The following is a 16,408-nucleotide window of genomic DNA, read 5'->3' as shown; positions in this document are numbered from 1 at the left end:
TCATGTATTGGAGGCGGGCGGGGGGGTAGTCGGGGTCGAGGGGGAGGTAGGCGGCGCCGGTTTTGAGGATGGCGAGCAGGGTGGTGGGGAGGTGGGTGGTGCGGGGGAGGCAGACGCCGACGAGGTGTTCTTGGCGGACGCCTCGGTCTTGGAGTAGGTGGGCGATCTGGTTGGCCTGGGTGTCGAGCTGGGTGTAGGTGAGGTGCCCGTCGTCACCGGAGACGGCCACGGCCGAGGGCGACTTTCCAGCCTGCTCGGCCACCAGCCCGTGCAAAGTGGCCCGCTCCGCCACCGGTTCGTGCGGGGTGCCCGTGCGGGTGGGCGCGGGGTGGTCGGCGGTTCGGGGTGCGTCGTTCATGGTGACATCCGTGAGGTCGGGGAAACGGGGATCGGCTGCGGGAACGCGGCCGCCGTGCGCATCAGCAGTGCGGCGCACAGGGTCGCCGCGACGGCGGTGACCAGGAAGACCGGTGTGGTGCCGAGCCTTTCGAGCAGGATCCCGGCGCTCAGGAACCCGGCGGCGCTGGCCAGGGTGTTGGTCGTGACGAGCGCCGTCAGCACCGGTACCCGCAGTTCCGCCTCGGGCCGCAGCGTCAGGACGCTCAGGTAGGCGGTGTTGAGCACCGGCACGCACAGCCCGCTGGCCGCCATCAGCGCCCCGAGGACGACCGCCGGCATCGGCAGCGCCATCGGCCACAACGGCACCGCGGCGGCGATCGCCGCGTACCCGCCGAGCCACAGCAGCGGCACCCGGTCGGCCAGGCGGTAGGCCAGCACGCTTCCCGCCACCGACCCCGCGCCCCAGGCCGCGAACAGCCAGCCCGCCACCGCCGGGCTGCCCCCGTACTTGGTGTACGTCAGCACGGGCAGCGCGGCGAGCAGCACCGGGAACAGGAACCCGTACAGCAGGCTCGCCGCGCACAGCCGGGCCAGCAGCGGGTCACGCCACAGGTGGCGGAGCCCGGCGAACGCGCCGACCGGCGGCCCGGCCCCGTCCGCCGGTCCGAGACCGGCGGGCAGCAGGCCCAGCAGCAGGAACGAGACCAGGTAGGAGCCCGCGTCCAGCCACAGGACGTTCGGCCCGCCGATGAGCGCGATGAGCGTGCCCGCGGCGGCGGGCCCGGCGAAGGTCGCGAACCGGGTGCCCGCCTCGACCAGGCTGTTCGCCCGGGTCACCGACGCCTCGTCGTCGAACAGCTCCGGCAGCACCGACCGCTGGCAGGCCAGGTAGGGGGTGGTGACGGCGCCGATCGCGCAGACGATGAGGAGCAGGACGGGGAAGGACAGCAGCCCGAGCGCGTGCAGCGACGGGACCAGTGCCACCAGGAGTGCGCGGCACAGGTCGGCGGCGCGCATCACGCGCTTGGCGCCCAGCCGGGCGACGAGGATCGCGCTCGGCGGGCCCAGCAGGGCCACCGGGAGCAGCTCGGCGGCGAACACCGCGGCCATGCGGGTCGCCGAGCCGCTCTCCGCCAGCGTGAACCACGGGAGGGCGACCCAGCTCAGCTGCGTTCCGACGCCGGACAGCGTCTCCGCGGCCACCAGCCCCCAGATGGCCCGTCCCGGGCGCGTGGCCGGACCGGGCCGTTCGGTGAACCGTGCGGACATGGACGTGACCTTCTCAGTGGGTGTGGTCGTGGGTGATCCGCCAGCGGGTCTTCTCCCTGCGCAGGATCAGCGAGCTGATGGCCTGCTTGGGCACCCGGTCGTCACCCCCGGAGAGCTGGGCGAACGCCACGACGTGCGCCATCTCGGGGCTGACCAGGTCCGCGTGCAGCAGGTCGTAGGACAGCGTCGGCCGTTTGAAGTCCGCGTCGAACATCGGGGCCTCCGCGTAGTGGGCCCGGATGGCGTCACTGCCGCGCAGCACGAGCCTGCCCCGGTCCGCCACCGGCCCCTCGCCCGGCTCGTAGGCGATCAGCGTGGTCTCGGGCGACGGCAGGTACGCCGCCACGAACGCCTCGTAGTCGCCGTCGTTGTACGCCGTCGCCGCCTCGTCCAGCATCAGCGCCAGCGCCGAGCGCACGCCGGCCGGCGCCGGGACCGGGTAGGTCGCCGCCTTCATCGGCCCGCCACCTCCACCGGCCGGGTGTCCTGGCCCTGGGTCGCGGGCACCAGCGCCAGACGCGGGCTGGTCCGCACGTAGAAGCCGTTCACGGCGGTCTCCTCGGAGACCGGGTAGTCGCCGGAGGACAGCGGGCGCACCTCGGCAAGGACCCGCTTCTGCTCCTCGGGGCTCAGGGTCGCCAGCCACGCGTCGTCGCGCCCGGAACCCTCGGGGAAGTAGGTGTCGATGAGGCGCTTCATCTCGGAGTACACCAGCGCGCTGCCGCCGCTGCCGGCGTCCTCGACGTCCTCCAGGCCGGACACGATGTGCTTGAAGGCGGTGATCACCTCCGACTCGCCGATCTCCTGGTGCGACATCTTCTGCGCCTGCCAGAACAGCGAGTCCTTGCCCCGGTAGTTGAGGTACAGCGACGACACGAGCACCAGGAACCGGACGTACGCCGTCCGGTAGGCCTCGCCGTAGAACGTGGTCACCTCGCGCTCGTCGAGCTCGCCGCGCAGGATGCTCGCCGTGCCCGCCGCCGCCAGCGTCGCGCTGTAGGTGGCCAGGTGGATGCCGGTGGACAGCAGCGGGTCGAGGAAGCAGGCGGCGTCGCCGGTGACGAAGTACCCGTCCCCCGCGGGCTGCTCGCACATGTAGGAGAAGTCCTGCTCCACCTTGACCGGGCGGACCCGCTCACCCGGCTCCACCAGCTCGGAGATCAGCGGCGACTCGGCGATCGCGGCCAGGTACGCGTCCTCGATCGAGCCGCACTCCTCGCGCCGGCGCTGGAAGCTCGTCTTGTGCGCCACCACCCCGACGCTGAGCGTGCCGTCGTGCAGCGGGATGGCCCACAGCCAGCCGTCCTCGATGGAGCCGACCATGATGCTGCCGGGCGGGCCCTGGTGGGGGAGCTTGGCGCCGGCCCAGTAGCTGTAGGCGGCGACGTTCCTGAAGCCCTCGTTGTAGCGGCGCCCGCCGGTGTACCGCGTGGTCATCAGGCCGGCCCGGCCGGTGGCGTCGATGAGCTGGTCGAACCGGATCTCCCCGGTACGCGTCGCGTCGCCGGTCTCCGCCCAGCGCACCGAGCGGGGCCGCCCGTCCTCGAAGAGCACTTCGGTGGCCTTGACGCCCTGGCGGACGCGCACCCCCTGGCTCTCGGCGTGGTCGAGCATGAGCTTGTCGAAGTCGGCGCGGGTGACCTGGAAGCCGTACCCCGAGCCCGCCTCTGACGGGTCGCCGAAGCGGATCTCCCACCGGTCGTCGCCCCAGGCCAGGTAGCCGCCGTACTTCTTGACGAAGCCGAACTCCTCCACCTTCTCCCTGGCTCCGATGAGGTCGAGCACGGTGAGGATCGAGGGCAGCAGCGACTCGCCGATGTGCTCGCGAGGGAACCGCTCCCGTTCCAGGAGCGTGACCTCGAAGCCCTCGCGGGCGAGCAGCGTGGCCGCGGTGGACCCGGCGGGACCGCCGCCGATCACCAGTACGCGGGTGGTCTCAATCATGCGGTTTCTCCTGACGAGATGGATGAGATGGACGCGGGCACCGCGGGATCCCGCTCCCGGTCCGGCGGGGCGAGGAATCCCGTTCCGATGAAGTGCCGTACGTACCGGCGGAACAGATCAGCGTCCAGCGGCGGGCACTCGACCCCGCCGCCGGAGAGCGAGGCCGTCGTCGCCCGGCAGGTCACCGGGTCGGGGACGACGGCCGTCGCCGGGTCGAAAAGGTGGACCAGCGGGAACAGCGCGTTGCCCTCGTCCCCGCCGGGGCCCGGTTCGGTGAGGCCGTCGAGCAGGCGGCGCCACCGTTGGTAGCTCACCGTCCGCACCTGGTACCCCATGGACCTGGCGGCCTCGAAGACCTCCGGCCAGGGGGTGGGTTCGGGGGCGATCAGGTGGAAGTTCCGGCCCAGGGACGCGGGGCGCCGCGACAGGTGCACGATCCCCGCGCTGACGAAGTCGGCGGGGGCGCCGACGATGCCCTCCGGGGTGTCGGGGGCGTACCCGAGCTGGAGGCAGCCCTTGAGCATCCGCCACACGGCGTCGTCGGGCCGGGACAGGCCGGTCCTGGTGTCGCCGGTGACCGCGCCCGGCCGGTACACGGCGACCGGGATCCCGCGCTCCCGCGCCGCCTCGACCAGGCGTTCGGCCGCCCACTTGCTCTGGGCGTATCCGGTGGCGAGCGACTCGGCCGGGTACGGGGCGGTGTCCTCGGTGATCTCGGTCCCGCCGCCCGAGGCGGGGAAGACGGCGGTCGTGGACACGTGGTGCACCGGCGTGACGGGGCCCCGGGCGGCGAGCCGCAGCACCTCCTGGGTGCCGAGCACGTTGGCCGCGCGCATCGAGGCGTACGGGTAGGTGAAGTGGACGCGGGCCCCGCAGTGGTAGATGGCGGCGGTGGTGCGGGCCAGCTCGTCGAAGGCGGCCTCGGTCAGGCCGAGCAGCGGCGCCGAAAGGTCGCCGGGCACCGCGACGATCCGCTCGCCGGGGACGTTCCCGTCCAGGCCGTGCTCGCGCAGGACGCCGAGGACGCGGCGGTGCCCCTCGGCGGCCGTCGAGGCCCGTACCAGGCAGCGGACCTGCCACGGGGTGCGGTCCAGCAGTTCGCGCAGCAGGTGGGCGCCGAGGTAGCCGGTCGCGCCGGTGAGGAACACCGCGTCCCCTTCCGGGCCCTCCGGCGCGTCGGCGGCGACCGTGATCGAGGGATCGAGGCGGACGTCCGCCGCGATGCCGGGCAGCGCGCCCTCTTCCCGCGCGCCCTCTTCCCGCGCGTCCTCCCTGGGCGTTCCCGCCTGAGGCGAGGCGCCGTCCTGGGCAGGCGTGTCCTTCGCGCCAGGGGCCGTGGCGCGGGCGACCGCCGCGGCCTGGCGCCTGACGCTCGGGGCCGCCATCAGGTCCTTGAGCATCAGGGCCACCCCGAACTCCCGGTTGACCCTGAGCAGCAGCCGGGTGGCGAGCAGCGAGTCCCCGCCGAGCGCGAAGAAGTCGTCCTCCACCGACAGGTCGGTGCCGAACAGGTCCCGCCAGATGTCCAGCAGGCGCCCGGCCACCTCGCCGCCCGGCCCGGCAGGGGCGGCACCCGATCCGGACGCGTGCGCACCTGACCCGGGCCGGGCCGTATCGGACTCGGCCGGGGCCGGGCCGAGCGGAGGTCCTGACAGGTCGGTGGTGCCGGGCAGGGGCGCCGTCGGCTCCCCGGCCGTCCTCGGGCCGTCGGGCCAGTACCTCCGGTGCTGGAACGGGTAGGCGGGCAGGGACGTCCGTGCCCGGACGTGGCCCTCGTGCAGCGCCGCCCAGTCGGTCTCGACCCCGCCGGCCCACAGCGTGCCGAGGGATTCGAGCATCGTGGCGACCTCCCCCGCCCCCTCGGGCTCGGGCGGCAGCGACGACACGCACAGCGGCGGCCCGCCGGACCCCTGGCCCGCGCGGACGAAGGAGGCCAGGGTCCAGCCCGGCCCCACCTGGACGAACGCCTGGTCCCGGTCGTCGAGCAGGGTGGCCACCCCGTCGCCGAAGCGCACCGTCCCGCGCAGGTGGGCGGTCCAGTACGCGGGGTCGGTCGCCTGCCCGGGGGTGAGCCACGTCCCGGTGCGGTTGGAGATGACCGGCACGGACGGCGGCCGGAGCCGGAGCGTCCCGACGAACTCCCCGAACTCGGCCAGCAACGGCTCCACCGCGCGCGAGTGGGCGGCGATCGAGATCCGCAGCCGGCGGCCCTCGACGTCCAGCTCCGCGAGCCGCGCCTCGATACGCTCGATCTCCCCGACCGGCCCGGACACCACGCACGACCGTGGGCCGTTCACCGCCGCCAGGTCCAGGCCGGGCCCGAGCAGCGGCGCCAGGTCGTCCGCGCCCATCCGGACGCTGAGCATCGCCCCCACCGGAAGCCGGGCGAACAGCCGGCCGCGCAACGCGATCAGCGCCAGCGCGTCCTCCAGCGAGAAGACGCCCGCCAGGCACGCGGCCGTGTACTCGCCCAGGCTGTGCCCGATCAGCGCACGGGGACGCACCCCCCAGTGCGACCACAGCCGCGCCAGCGCGTACTCCACCACGAACAGCGCAGCCGGGAAGGCCACCGAGTCGTCCAGTTCGGCGCCCGCCGCCCGGCCGGCGCCGGGGAACGCCTCGGGGTACAGCACCGTGCGCAGGTCGAACCCGAGGTGCGGGCGCAGGATCCGGGCGCACCGGTCGACCACGTCGCGGAAGACGGGCTCGCCGGCGTACAGGCCCGCGCCCATCCCGGCCCGCTGCGCGCCGCCGCCGGGGAACATGAACACGACCGGCCGGTCCGCGACGAACCCCGGGCCGTCGGCCGGCTCCTCGGTGAGGCGGGCCGCGGCCTCCTCCGGTGTGCGGCAGACCAGCGCCGTCCGGTGCTCGAACGCGCGGCGCCCGGTCTGCAGCGTGTACGCGGCGTCGGCCAGCACGGGCGGGCCGGACGCCAGCCGGCGCGCCAGCCGCGCGCGGGCCTCCCGCAGCGCCGGTTCGCTCTTCGCCGAGAGCACGAGAAGCTGGTGGTCGCGCGCGCTCCCCGAAGGGGACGGCGGGGGCGCCTGTTCGAGCACCACGTGGGCGTTTGTCCCGCCGATGCCGAACGAGCTGACCCCGGCCCGCCTGGGCGCGCCGCCCACGCCGCGCCACTCGCGCAGCCGGGCGTTGACGTAGAACGGGCCGCCGTCCATCTTGATCTCCGGGTTGACCCGCTCGAAGTGCAGGCTGGGCGGCAGCTCCTCGTGTTCGAGCGCGAGCACGGTCTTGATCAGCCCGGTGATCCCGGCGGCGGCGTCGAGGTGGCCGATGTTGGTCTTCACCGAGCCGAGGCCGCACCACGCCCGCCCGCCCGAGCCGCCGCCGAACGCCTCGGTCAGCGCCGCCACCTCGATCGGGTCGCCGAGCGGCGTGGCCGTCCCGTGCGCCTCGACGTAGCCGATCGTCTCCGGCGGCGTCCCCGCGACGAGGTGCGCCGCACGGATCGCGGCGGCCTGGCCGCGTACGCTCGGCGCGGTGAAGCCGATCTTCTCGCGGCCGTCGTTGTTGACCGCGCTGCCCCTGATCACCGCGCGGATCGGGTCCCGCGCCGCCAGCGCGTCCTCCAGCCGCTTCAGCACCACGACGCCGGCGCCGTCGCCGGCCACCGTCCCCCTGGCCCGCGCGTCGAACGCGCGGCAGTGGCCGTCCGGCGACAGGATCCCGCCCGCCACCGGCAGGTACCCGACGCGCTGCGGCACGCCGATCGAGACGCCCCCGGCCAGCGCGGTGTCGCAGTCGCCGGTCAGCAGGCTCTGGCACGCCAGGTGGACGGCGACCAGGGAGGTCGAACAGCCCGTCTGCACGGTCATGGCGGGCCCGTCGAGGTCGAGCGCGTAGGACACCCGCGTCGCGAGGAAGTCGCGGCTGGTGGCCAGGTTGAACTGGAAGTCGTCGATGGTGGACATGACGCCGGGGTGGCGGCGCAGCAGGCTCGCGTAGTCGCTCGGGCTCGACCCGGCGAACACCCCGACCCGCGCCCGTGTGGACGAGCCGTCCTGGGCGGCGTCCTCCATGGCCTCCCACGCGCATTCCAGGAACACGCGCTGCTGGGGGTCCAGGATCTGGGCCTCGCGCGGGTAGTAGCCGAAGAACCCGGCGTCGAACATCTCGGCGCCGTCGAGCACCCCGCGCCGGGCGACGTACCCCTCGGTCTCCCGGATCTCCCGGGGCACGCCGGCCTCGGCGAGTTCCTCGGCGGTGAACGTGGACAGCGATTCCCGGCCGTTTCTGAGATTGCTCCAGAATTCCGCGAGGTTCGCGGCTCCGGGAAAGCGGCCGGCCATTCCGACGACGGCGATCTCCGTCCCGTCGAGGCCGGAACCACGCGTTTCCGGTCCGGGGTCACGGATTTCCGCGGAATGGTCGCGCGGGTGCCCTTTCACTGCTGTGCCCTTTCGACGGGGAGTGCCGCGGCCAGGGATCTGATCGTCGGATTGCGGTAGAGGTCCTGCGGTTTCCAGCCGGGCGTTCCCGAGGCCCGCGCGGCGGCCGAGAGCTGCACGGCCAGCAGGGAATTGCCGCCGAGCTCGAAGAAGTCGTCGTCCAGCGACACCGCCACCCCGAAGACGTGCTCCCAGGCCCGTCTCAGCGTGGCGAGCAGGCCGTCCCCGGCCCGCGTGTCCTCCGGTTCGGCGGGCGCCGAGCCGAGGCGGGGGGCGGGCAGCCGCGCGGTGTCGACCTTGCCGTTGATGGTCAGCGGCAGCTCCCCGATCACGGTGATCGTGCTCGGGAGCATGTAGTCGGGCAGGTGACGGGCCAGCACGCCCCGGATCTCCGCCGTCGAGCACGCCCCGTCCAGCACGACGTACGCGTCCAGGCGGACGGCCGCCGAGCCGCCGCGCGGGCCGGTCGCCGCCACGACCGCGGCCGCGCGCACGGCCGGCACCTCCAGCAGCACCGAACGGATCTCGTCGAGCTCGATGCGGTGTCCCCTGAGCTGGATCTGGTCGTCCAGCCGGCCCAGGTGGTCGAGGGCGCCGTCGGGCCGCATCCGGCCGAGGTCGCCGCTGCGGTAGATCCGGCCGCCGCCGAACCGGTCCTCGGCGAACCGTTCCGCGGTCAGCTCGGGCTTGCCGAGGTAACGCAGGGCCACCCCCGCGCCGCCCACGTAGATCTCGCCCGCCACGCCGAACGGCAGCGGCCGTCCTGCGGCGTCCCGTACCGACACCGACCACCCCGGCAGCGCCCGGCCTACCGACCGCGACCCGGCGACGACCTCCCGCGGCGTCACCGTCTGGGACGTCACGTGGACGGTGGTCTCGGTGATGCCGTACATGTTCACGACCCGGCAGCTCACGTGCGACCGGTCGCGGAACCAGCGGCGCAGCGTCCGCACGTCCAGCGGCTCGCCGCCGAGGATCACCAGACGCACCGCCATGCCCGCGCGTCCCGCGCCGCCGGCCTCGATGACCTGCGTGAACGCCGACGGCGTCTGGCTCAGCACGGTGACCCCCTCGGCGACGAGGATGTCGATGAAGTCCTCGGGCGAACGCGAGGCCGCGTACGGCACCCCGACCAGGCGGCCACCGGTGAGCAGGCACCCCCAGATCTCCCAGACCGAGAAGTCGAAGGCGCTGGAGTGGTACCAGGTCCAGACGTCACGCTCGCCGAGTCCCATGTCGCCCTGGGTGGCCGCGAGCAGCGCGATGACGTTCCGGTGCGGCACGATGACGCCCTTGGGGCGGCCGGTCGACCCCGAGGTGTAGATCACGTACGCGGCGTCCTCCGGCCCGGCCACCGGTTCCCGGCCCGCCTGGGGCTCGGCGCCGGCCGCCGCCCACAGGCTCGCCTCGCCCCCCGGGCGGTCGAGTTCCGCGGGGGTCACCAGGCGGGTGCCCTCCGGGGCCGGGAAGCCGGGAAGTCCGGTCACGACCACGTCCAGGCCCGCGTCCTCGGTGGTGTACCTGAGCCGTTCGACCGGGTGCCTGACGTCCATCGGGACGTAGGCGGCGCCCGTCTTGAGCACCGCGAGCAGCGTGACCACCAGGTCGGCGCCGCGCTCCAGGCAGACCCCCACCCGGTCGCCGGCCGCCACGCCGAGCGCGCGGAGCCCCCGCGCGCAGTGCTCGGCCCGCCGGTCGAGCCGGGCGTACGTCAGCTCGCCGTCCGCGTCGCGGTAGGCGACCGCCTCGGGGGCGCGCGCGGCGACGGCCTCGAAGGCGCCGTGAACGGTCGCCGGGACGGCGGTGGAGGGCGGGGGCGAGGTGCCCGCGGCGAGGATCCTGCCGATCTCGCCGGAGGTCAGCGGTGCCGCGTCCGCCGCCGGCGCGTCGCCGGGGAGCGCGTGGAGCGCGGTGACCGCGTCGCCCAGGTGCCGGGCGAACTGGGCGGCGATGGACGGGGACAGTGCCGTCTCGTCGTAGCGGAGCTCGCCGTGGACCGTGCCATCACCGGCCCGGTCCCACCACAGGGTCACCGGGAACATGGGCCGCGCGCACGGCTCGTAGGATGCGGCGTCCCCCGACCCGGTCAGCACGACCCCGAACACCGGCGTCCCGCCGTCCTGGCCGGTCGCGCTGACCTCGTCCCTGCCGGGTCCCGCCTCCGGATCGTGGCCGGTCACGCGGCCGGCGCGGGCCAGCAGGGTGCCGGCCGTGTCCGAGTCGCCGGCGTCGACGGCCCAGGTGGTCACCTCGTCCAGCGGGCCGGCGCAGGTGCCCGAGCGCACCAGCGCCACGGGGGAGCCCTCGCCGGTGCCGTAGCGGGCGAGCATGAGGTCGACGGCGGCGAGCAGTGTGGCGTCGGAGACGTGCTGGGGCTGGTGGACGGGCACGCCGCCGTGGCGGCCCGCGCGGTCCTCCTCGCCCAGCCCCCAGCCCGGCCCCCGGACACCGGCCCCGGTCGCGCGCCCCGCGTGCGGCACGGCGAGCGACCCGACGACCGGGGCGGGGGTGGCCGGGTCGACCAGCGCCGTGGCCAGCCGCTCCAGCCCCGCGTACCCGAGCACGGCCCGGTGGCCGGTGAGCACCAGGACCGGCGGGCCGTCCGCGTGCCGCAGTAGCACGGCACGCAGGCCGGGGCCGCCGGGGGACAGGGCGCGCCGCAGTTCCCGATCGCGCGCCTCGGCGGCCCGCGTCTCGCCGGTACGTATCTCGTCGGCTCGCGTCCCGCCCGTAGGAGTCTCGCCGTTGGCCGGTTCGACGGGCGGCACCCACAGCCGCAACCCGCGCAGCGCGTCCTGTTCGGCGGCCAGCTTGTCCAGGTTGGCGCGGATGTCCTGCGCGTCCACCCCCAGGGGGACGCGTAACGCGATCCCGTGGCACGCCCGGCCGGGGTCTCCGGCGAACGCCTCACGGGAGAAGAAGGACGGCGTCGCGTCCCCGTGATCCGAGGCGCGTCCATCGCGATGGACGGCGATAGTGCTGGGCATCGTCTCTCTCCTGGGCAGGCTGCGCGTGGACGGCACGAACGGGAAGGAACAGGCGCGCGGGCGCCTCGGCCCGGCGGGGCCGATGATCTCTGGAACGGTCCTCAGCGGATCATGTGGAAGGTGCGGGATCGGTCCCGGTCTCAGGGGTCTTGGGGCGTGCCGGGACCGATCCCGGTCCAAAGGGTCGGCGGGCGGTGCGCGGACCGATCAGGTCCACCGGCCGCGACCTGGTCATCGAACGGTGAAACCCCCGTCCACCGTGGTCACAGAGCCGGTCAGCCGGCCGGAGTCGTCGCTGGCCAGCCACAGGATCGCGGCGCCGACGTCCTCGGCCTCGACCAGGGAGTTCATCGGCTGGGCCTCGGAGAACGTCTTCTCGTGCTCGTCCACCGGCACGTCGAGCGACCTGGCGATCTCGCTGAGCATCCGCCCGTCGAGCAGCAGGTCGTCACGCACCGACCCGGGGCAGACGGCGTTCACCCGCACGCGCAGGGGCGCGTAGTCGAGCGCGGCGGCCCGGGTCAGGCCGATCAGCCCGTGCTTCGCCGCGACGTAGCCGGCGAAGCGGCGGTACCCCACCAGGCCGGCCGTGGACGACACGTTGATGATGCTGCCGGACCGGTACCTCAGCATGCTCGGCACCACGGCCTTGGTCATCCGCCAGGCGCCGGACAGGTTGACGTCGAGCATCACCGACCAGTCCCGCTCCTCGATCTCGTGCAGGTCGGTGCCGGACGGGGCCGCGATCCCGGCGTTGTTGACCAGGACGTCGATCCGCCCGAAGCGCGCCACGGCCTCCTCCGCCGCGCTGGCGGTGTCGGCGGGGGAGCGCACGTCGCCCGTGCGGGTGACGACCGTCACGCCCGAGGCGCGGCACAGCTCCGCGGTGTGCGCGAGCTGCTCGGCGGTCCCCAGCTCGTACGGGACCTCGTCGATGTCCCGGCCGAGGTCGAGGAGCAGCAGGTCCGCGCCCTCCTCGGCGAACCGGAGCGCGCACGCCCTGCCGATGCCCCTGGCCGCCCCTGTGATGATCGCGGTCTTTCCCCGAAGTCGCATCCTGCCCGCCTCAGCCGGCGCCCGGCGCGCCGCGCCGGGCCCTCGTAGAGATCATCTCCAGCAGGACACGTGGCGTGTCCGCGAGGTACATGTGCGAACCGGGCAGCTCCACCAGCTCGAACTCCGCGCCGGTGGCGGCCCGCCACCCCTCCGTCTGCTCCAGGGAGACCAGTTCGTCCGCCATGCCCCGGAAGGCGGTGACGGGTACGGGCAACCGCTCGCTGTGGCCGGGCACGTAGTCCTCGTGCATGCGCACGTCGGCCCGCAGGGTGGGCAGGAGGAGATCGCGCAGGTCGGGTACGTCGAACGCCTGGTGCCGGTACCCGGCCAGCTCCTCCACCCGGGCCAGGAACTCCTCGTCGCCGAGGCCCTCGGAGGCGGGCTTCCTGCCCGACCACGGCCCCGGGCTCCCGCTGACGAAGAGCCCGTCCACCCGGGTCCCGTGCTCGGTCAGGCGGCGGGTCAGCTCGTAGGCGAGCACCGCGCCGAGACTGTGCCCGAACACCACCACGGGAACGGCCGGGTCGAGGCTTTCCACGACGTCGGGGAAAATGCCGTCGACCGCCACGTGCACGTCCGTGTAAGGGGTTTCGTCTATCCAGCGTTCCCGGCCCGGGAGTTTCACCGGGACCACTTCAAGGCCGAGTTCGTCGCAGTGGTCTTTCCAGGTGTGAAAGAAACTCGGACCGGCGCCGGCGAAAGGTAAACAAAGCATCGGTATTGACATGACGTGCCGGTCCGCCTTTCCACGTGATTTCCTGTCAACCCCAGAATGCACCACCCGATTGCAGCCGCATTGCAACACCACCGCCGCGTTCCGGTGAACGGGTCCGTTCCCGCTGGATGGCCGGTGAATTGCAGTGGCGTTGCAGTTCCACCGGCCGGCACCCGGTCGCGCTCGCGGACCGGGGTCACCACCCGCTGGACGGCGTGAGGACGCGTTCCTGGAGGATCGCCAGGTGCAGGTCGCGCGTGGCGTGGGAGGGGTCGACGCCGAACTCCTCCGTCAGCATGGCCCGCAGCCCCTCGTACGTGGCCAGGGCGCGTCCCGGCTCCCCGAGCGCGGTGTAGGTCCGCATGAGCAGGCGGCACGCGATCTCGTCCATCGGGTCGGCGCGCAGGGCCGCCTCCGCGGGGGGCCGGGCCATGACCGGCTCGCCGTCGCGCAGCGCCGCCTCGGCGGCGACGTGGCGCGCCCTGCGCAGCGACTCGGTCTGCAGGGTGCGCGCCGGTTCGGCCCACAGCGCCCCCGGTTCGTCGTCCAGGACCCCGGCGCGTTCGAGCATGGCGAGGACCTGCTGCGCGGCGCCACGGGCCGCCTCGGAGTCCCGTCGCACCAGCGACCTCTCCGCCACCCCGGCCAGCCCGGCGGCGAGGTGCAGGTCCACCGACACCGTGTCACCGAGCCGGTATCCGCTCCGGCCGCCCTCCACGATGTGCCGGCCGAGCCTCGAACGCAGGCGGCTGACCAGCGTGGCCATGTTCTCGTCCGGCCGGCGTGGTGGATCGTCCCCCCACAGCACCTCGGCGACGCGGCCGGCGGGGACCAGGCGTCCCCGCTCGACGGCCAGGAGCGTGAGCAGCAGCCGCGCCTTCCGGCTGCCCACCTCGACGTGGGGCAGGACACTGCCGTCCCGGTTCACTCCGAACGTGCCTACAAGCCTCAAACATGGGTGCGTACTCATGTTCGCCTGACGTCCCTTCGCTTCCCAGATACCGGGTCTCACGAAGAAGGCGTTCCATCACCGTTCCACCTGTGTCAGCGCTTCCCGCCGGGAGGACGTGGACGGTTCAGGGTGCGGTGAGGCGGCGTCGGGTCAGGGGCCGGTGAGGCGGCGGTCGCCGTGGGTGGTGACCACGAACACCTGCCAGTTGTAGTAGCCGTAGTAGTTGCGGATGTCCCGCCTCATCTGGCGCGCGTGCAGCAGTACCGCGTCGACGTAGGCCGTGGAGTGGTTGTAGGCGAACAGCGCGCGCCGGTAGTCGCGCGGCGCCCCCGACGCGTGCAGGTAGTTGGCCGCGGCGAGCATCGCGTCCCCGGTGTCGAGGATGTCGCCGCCCATCCCGTAGGCGGCCCACGTACCCGGCATGAACTGCATGGGCCCCTTGGCGCCGGTGTAGCTGGGCGACCTGACGCGGCCGAACTTGGTCTCGACGAACATCACCGCCGCCAGCACCTCCCACTCGACGCCGAACCGGCGTTCGGCGCGCCGGAAGTGGGCGAGCAGGGCGTCGGCGGGTTCGGGCGGCCGGACGCGGAACTTGGCCGCCCCACTGATGGGCCGGACGAGGGACAGCAGCCCGCGCCCGGCTTTCACGTTGTCCTTCGCCGGTCCGGCCAGGGCCTTCGGCAGCAGGGCGAAGGTGCGGGAGGCGACCTTCGGGTTGCGGACCAGATAGCGGTAGATGCGCTGCTGCCGCAGGGCCAGCAGCACCATCGGCTCAGGAGGGGTCCCCTTCGCGGGGTCCCCGTCGCGTAACCAGTCGTCGGTGGCGCGCCGGAGGCCGTCGGTGGCGCCGGTGAGTGCGTCGGCCAGCCGCGACGGGTCGGTGGGGATCGCCGAGTCCGGGCTGGGCGGCGCGGGTGTCTTCCTGGCGGGCTTCCTCGCGGGCGTCGCCGTCTGGTCCGAGGCCGGCCGGGTCGCCGTACGGTCCGGGGCCGGCGCGGCGGCATCCCTGGTACCGGCGCAACCCGAGAGCGCGACCGCCAGGCCGGCGAGCGACGCGACCACCGGCCTCCAGCGTGACCGCATCGGCCCCCCGACTCCCGCATGATCGTTCACCGTCCCCAACGTACCGGAGCGACGGCGTCCCGAGCCGTTTCGAGAGCCGTTGGGCATCGGGCGAGGCCGGCGTGCGCGTCCGGACGCCCGGGGGCCGGGCGGCTGGATTTCCGGTCGGAAGCGTAATTCCGCCGGGCTGCGCGGCTTTCCGGGAAATGCACCGCCCGGCCGTCCGCGCGTTCACGAGTGTGACCGCGTTCAGCCACGTGAACGGATTTACCGGCCCGGCAGGACGTGCGGTTCACGGATATGAAACCGTTCAGATAGGCGAATGCCGGAGAGCGATATCACGCGGCCGGAACGACGGCTTCGAGGCGGGAGATCGGCCACATATCCGCAGTACAGACAGGCTTTATGTCCGGCGTCCGGTGGAACGGCCGGATTCTCCAGAATTTTCCCGGCCGTCCTGACCATTGACACTCACAGGTTGTTAACCTACCTTCGGCCATCCGGGACGGAATTTCGCCCGCACCGCGCGCCGAAAAGGCCGTGCGGCGGGAAAGGTCCACCGGGCGGCGGCGATTCACGTCGGCGGCGGGCCGTTCTTCTCCATGTTCCCGGCCCGGCCGTTCCGCCGTCTGGATCGAGGAAGACGATGACCACCTGTCACCGCGCGAGGCGCTCGATCATCGCCGTCGCCGCGCTCTCCGCCACCGCGTTCGCCGTCCCGCAGGACGTCGTGCTCGCGGGGAAGGACGCCCCAGGAAGGACGGAGGCGGCCGCCGCCTTCGAGAGCACCCCGATCGGCTTCGCCTCGGTGAACGCCCTGGGCACCAACGGCACCACCGGCGGCGCGGGCGGTCCCACCGTCACCGTCACCACCGGGGCCGCGCTGGCCGACTACGTGGGACGCAAGGGTCCCTACGTCATCCGGCTCTCCGGCCGCGTCCAGGTGGACGACATGCTGACCGTGGTCGCCGACAAGAGCATCCTCGGCGTGGGCTCCACGGCCGAGATCACCGGAGGCGGCCTGCAACTGGGCTCCACCACCCGGCCGGGCAACAACGTGATCATCCGCAACATCACGTTCACCGACGCCTCCGACGACTCGATCAGCGTCACCAACAAGGCGCACCACGTGTGGATCGACCACAACGACCTGTCCAACGGGTTCGACGGGCTCCTCGACATCAAGCGGGAGTCCGACTTCGTCACCGTGTCCTGGAACCACTTCCACGACCACAGCAAGACCACACTGCTCGGCCACTCCGACACCTACACGGCCGACATCGGCAAGCTGCGCGTCACCTACCACCACAACTTCTTCGACGGCACCGCCCAGCGCCACCCCCGGGTGCGTTTCGCCGACCCGGTCCACGTCTTCAACAACTACTACCGGGACAACGCCCTGTACGGCGTCGCGTCCACGGAGAACGCCGGCGTGCTCGTCGAGGGCAACTACTTCCAGAACGTCGCATACCCGATCTACGTCGGCTACGACAAGAGCGGCCCCGGCCGGGTCGTCGAGCGCGGCAACCGCTACGTCGGCTCCGGCGTCCCGCAGACGGCCGGCACGGTCGTCGAACCGCGCACGTACTACCCGTACACGCTGGACGCCGTCGACAGCGTGCCCTCGATCGTCCAGTCCGGGAGCGGCGTCGGAAAGGTCGGCCTCTGACCGCCG

At 73.2% G+C, this 16,408-nt stretch carries 11 protein-coding genes; 1 reads left to right on the top strand and 10 read right to left on the bottom strand.

The window, feature by feature from the left end; translation table 11 throughout:
• The 10 genes from NYZ98_RS28260 to NYZ98_RS28215 all read right to left on the bottom strand — a co-directional run.
• On the bottom strand, positions 1-358 hold a 358-nt coding region (locus tag NYZ98_RS28260; RefSeq protein ID WP_262846597.1), incomplete at its 3' end, for an AMP-binding protein.
• Positions 355-1,608, bottom strand: coding sequence for an MFS transporter (locus NYZ98_RS28255; protein WP_262846596.1), 1,254 nt, complete (start codon positions 1,606-1,608; stop codon positions 355-357). The genes NYZ98_RS28255 and NYZ98_RS28260, both read right to left, overlap by 4 nt.
• A 13-nt stretch (positions 1,609-1,621) precedes the next feature.
• Positions 1,622-2,065, bottom strand: a complete 444-nt coding sequence (locus tag NYZ98_RS28250; protein WP_262846595.1) for a nuclear transport factor 2 family protein — start codon at positions 2,063-2,065, stop codon at positions 1,622-1,624.
• Positions 2,062-3,552 carry an NAD(P)/FAD-dependent oxidoreductase gene (locus NYZ98_RS28245; RefSeq protein WP_262846594.1) on the bottom strand — a complete coding sequence of 497 codons (1,491 nt, stop codon included), beginning with the start codon at positions 3,550-3,552 and terminating at the stop codon, positions 2,062-2,064. The genes NYZ98_RS28250 and NYZ98_RS28245 overlap by 4 nt, the downstream gene beginning before the upstream one ends.
• On the bottom strand, positions 3,549-7,958 hold the full coding sequence (locus NYZ98_RS28240; RefSeq protein WP_262846593.1) for a type I polyketide synthase: 4,410 nt from the start codon (positions 7,956-7,958) through the stop codon (positions 3,549-3,551). The genes NYZ98_RS28245 and NYZ98_RS28240 overlap by 4 nt, the downstream gene beginning before the upstream one ends.
• Positions 7,955-10,945 carry an amino acid adenylation domain-containing protein gene (locus NYZ98_RS28235; RefSeq protein WP_262846592.1) on the bottom strand — a complete coding sequence of 997 codons (2,991 nt, stop codon included), beginning with the start codon at positions 10,943-10,945 and terminating at the stop codon, positions 7,955-7,957. Before NYZ98_RS28235 ends, NYZ98_RS28240 begins: the two co-directional genes overlap by 4 nt.
• A gap of 231 nt (positions 10,946-11,176) precedes the next feature.
• Positions 11,177-12,001 carry an SDR family oxidoreductase gene (locus tag NYZ98_RS28230; protein ID WP_262846591.1) on the bottom strand — a complete coding sequence of 275 codons (825 nt, stop codon included), beginning with the start codon at positions 11,999-12,001 and terminating at the stop codon, positions 11,177-11,179.
• Positions 12,002-12,011: 10 nt separating this feature from the next.
• The gene (locus tag NYZ98_RS28225) at positions 12,012-12,716 is read right to left on the bottom strand and encodes a thioesterase II family protein (protein WP_262846590.1); all 705 of its coding nucleotides are present in this window, start codon (positions 12,714-12,716) and stop codon (positions 12,012-12,014) included.
• A gap of 196 nt (positions 12,717-12,912) precedes the next feature.
• A complete protein-coding gene (locus NYZ98_RS28220; protein WP_262846589.1) occupies positions 12,913-13,668 on the bottom strand; it encodes an AfsR/SARP family transcriptional regulator in 756 nt (251 codons plus the stop codon).
• A 150-nt stretch (positions 13,669-13,818) separates the two neighbouring features.
• Entirely contained in the window at positions 13,819-14,754 is a 936-nt protein-coding gene (locus NYZ98_RS28215) for a lytic transglycosylase domain-containing protein (RefSeq protein WP_262846588.1), read from the bottom strand.
• Between the two features lie 625 nt (positions 14,755-15,379).
• Here NYZ98_RS28215 and NYZ98_RS28210 point away from each other — a divergent pair.
• Entirely contained in the window at positions 15,380-16,402 is a 1,023-nt protein-coding gene (locus NYZ98_RS28210; protein ID WP_262846587.1) for a pectate lyase family protein, read from the top strand.
• The last annotated feature ends 6 nt before the right edge of the window (positions 16,403-16,408 follow it).

Source organism: Sphaerisporangium corydalis, assembly GCF_025506355.1.
Classification (GTDB): domain Bacteria; phylum Actinomycetota; class Actinomycetes; order Streptosporangiales; family Streptosporangiaceae; genus Sphaerisporangium; species Sphaerisporangium corydalis.
Note: the sequence above shows the minus strand (reverse complement) of the source record. Positions and strands in the feature narration are given on the sequence as shown.

Coding starts and splice junctions, on each gene's coding strand:
- NYZ98_RS28255 (WP_262846596.1), bottom strand. CDS start 1,608: ATGTCCGCACGGTTCACCGAACGGCCCGGTCCGGCCACGCGCCCGGGA.
- NYZ98_RS28250 (WP_262846595.1), bottom strand. CDS start 2,065: ATGAAGGCGGCGACCTACCCGGTCCCGGCGCCGGCCGGCGTGCGCTCG.
- NYZ98_RS28245 (WP_262846594.1), bottom strand. CDS start 3,552: ATGATTGAGACCACCCGCGTACTGGTGATCGGCGGCGGTCCCGCCGGG.
- NYZ98_RS28235 (WP_262846592.1), bottom strand. CDS start 10,945: ATGCCCAGCACTATCGCCGTCCATCGCGATGGACGCGCCTCGGATCAC.
- NYZ98_RS28230 (WP_262846591.1), bottom strand. CDS start 12,001: ATGCGACTTCGGGGAAAGACCGCGATCATCACAGGGGCGGCCAGGGGC.
- NYZ98_RS28225 (WP_262846590.1), bottom strand. CDS start 12,716: ATGCTTTGTTTACCTTTCGCCGGCGCCGGTCCGAGTTTCTTTCACACC.
- NYZ98_RS28215 (WP_262846588.1), bottom strand. CDS start 14,754: ATGCGGTCACGCTGGAGGCCGGTGGTCGCGTCGCTCGCCGGCCTGGCG.
- NYZ98_RS28210 (WP_262846587.1), top strand. CDS start 15,380: ATGACCACCTGTCACCGCGCGAGGCGCTCGATCATCGCCGTCGCCGCG.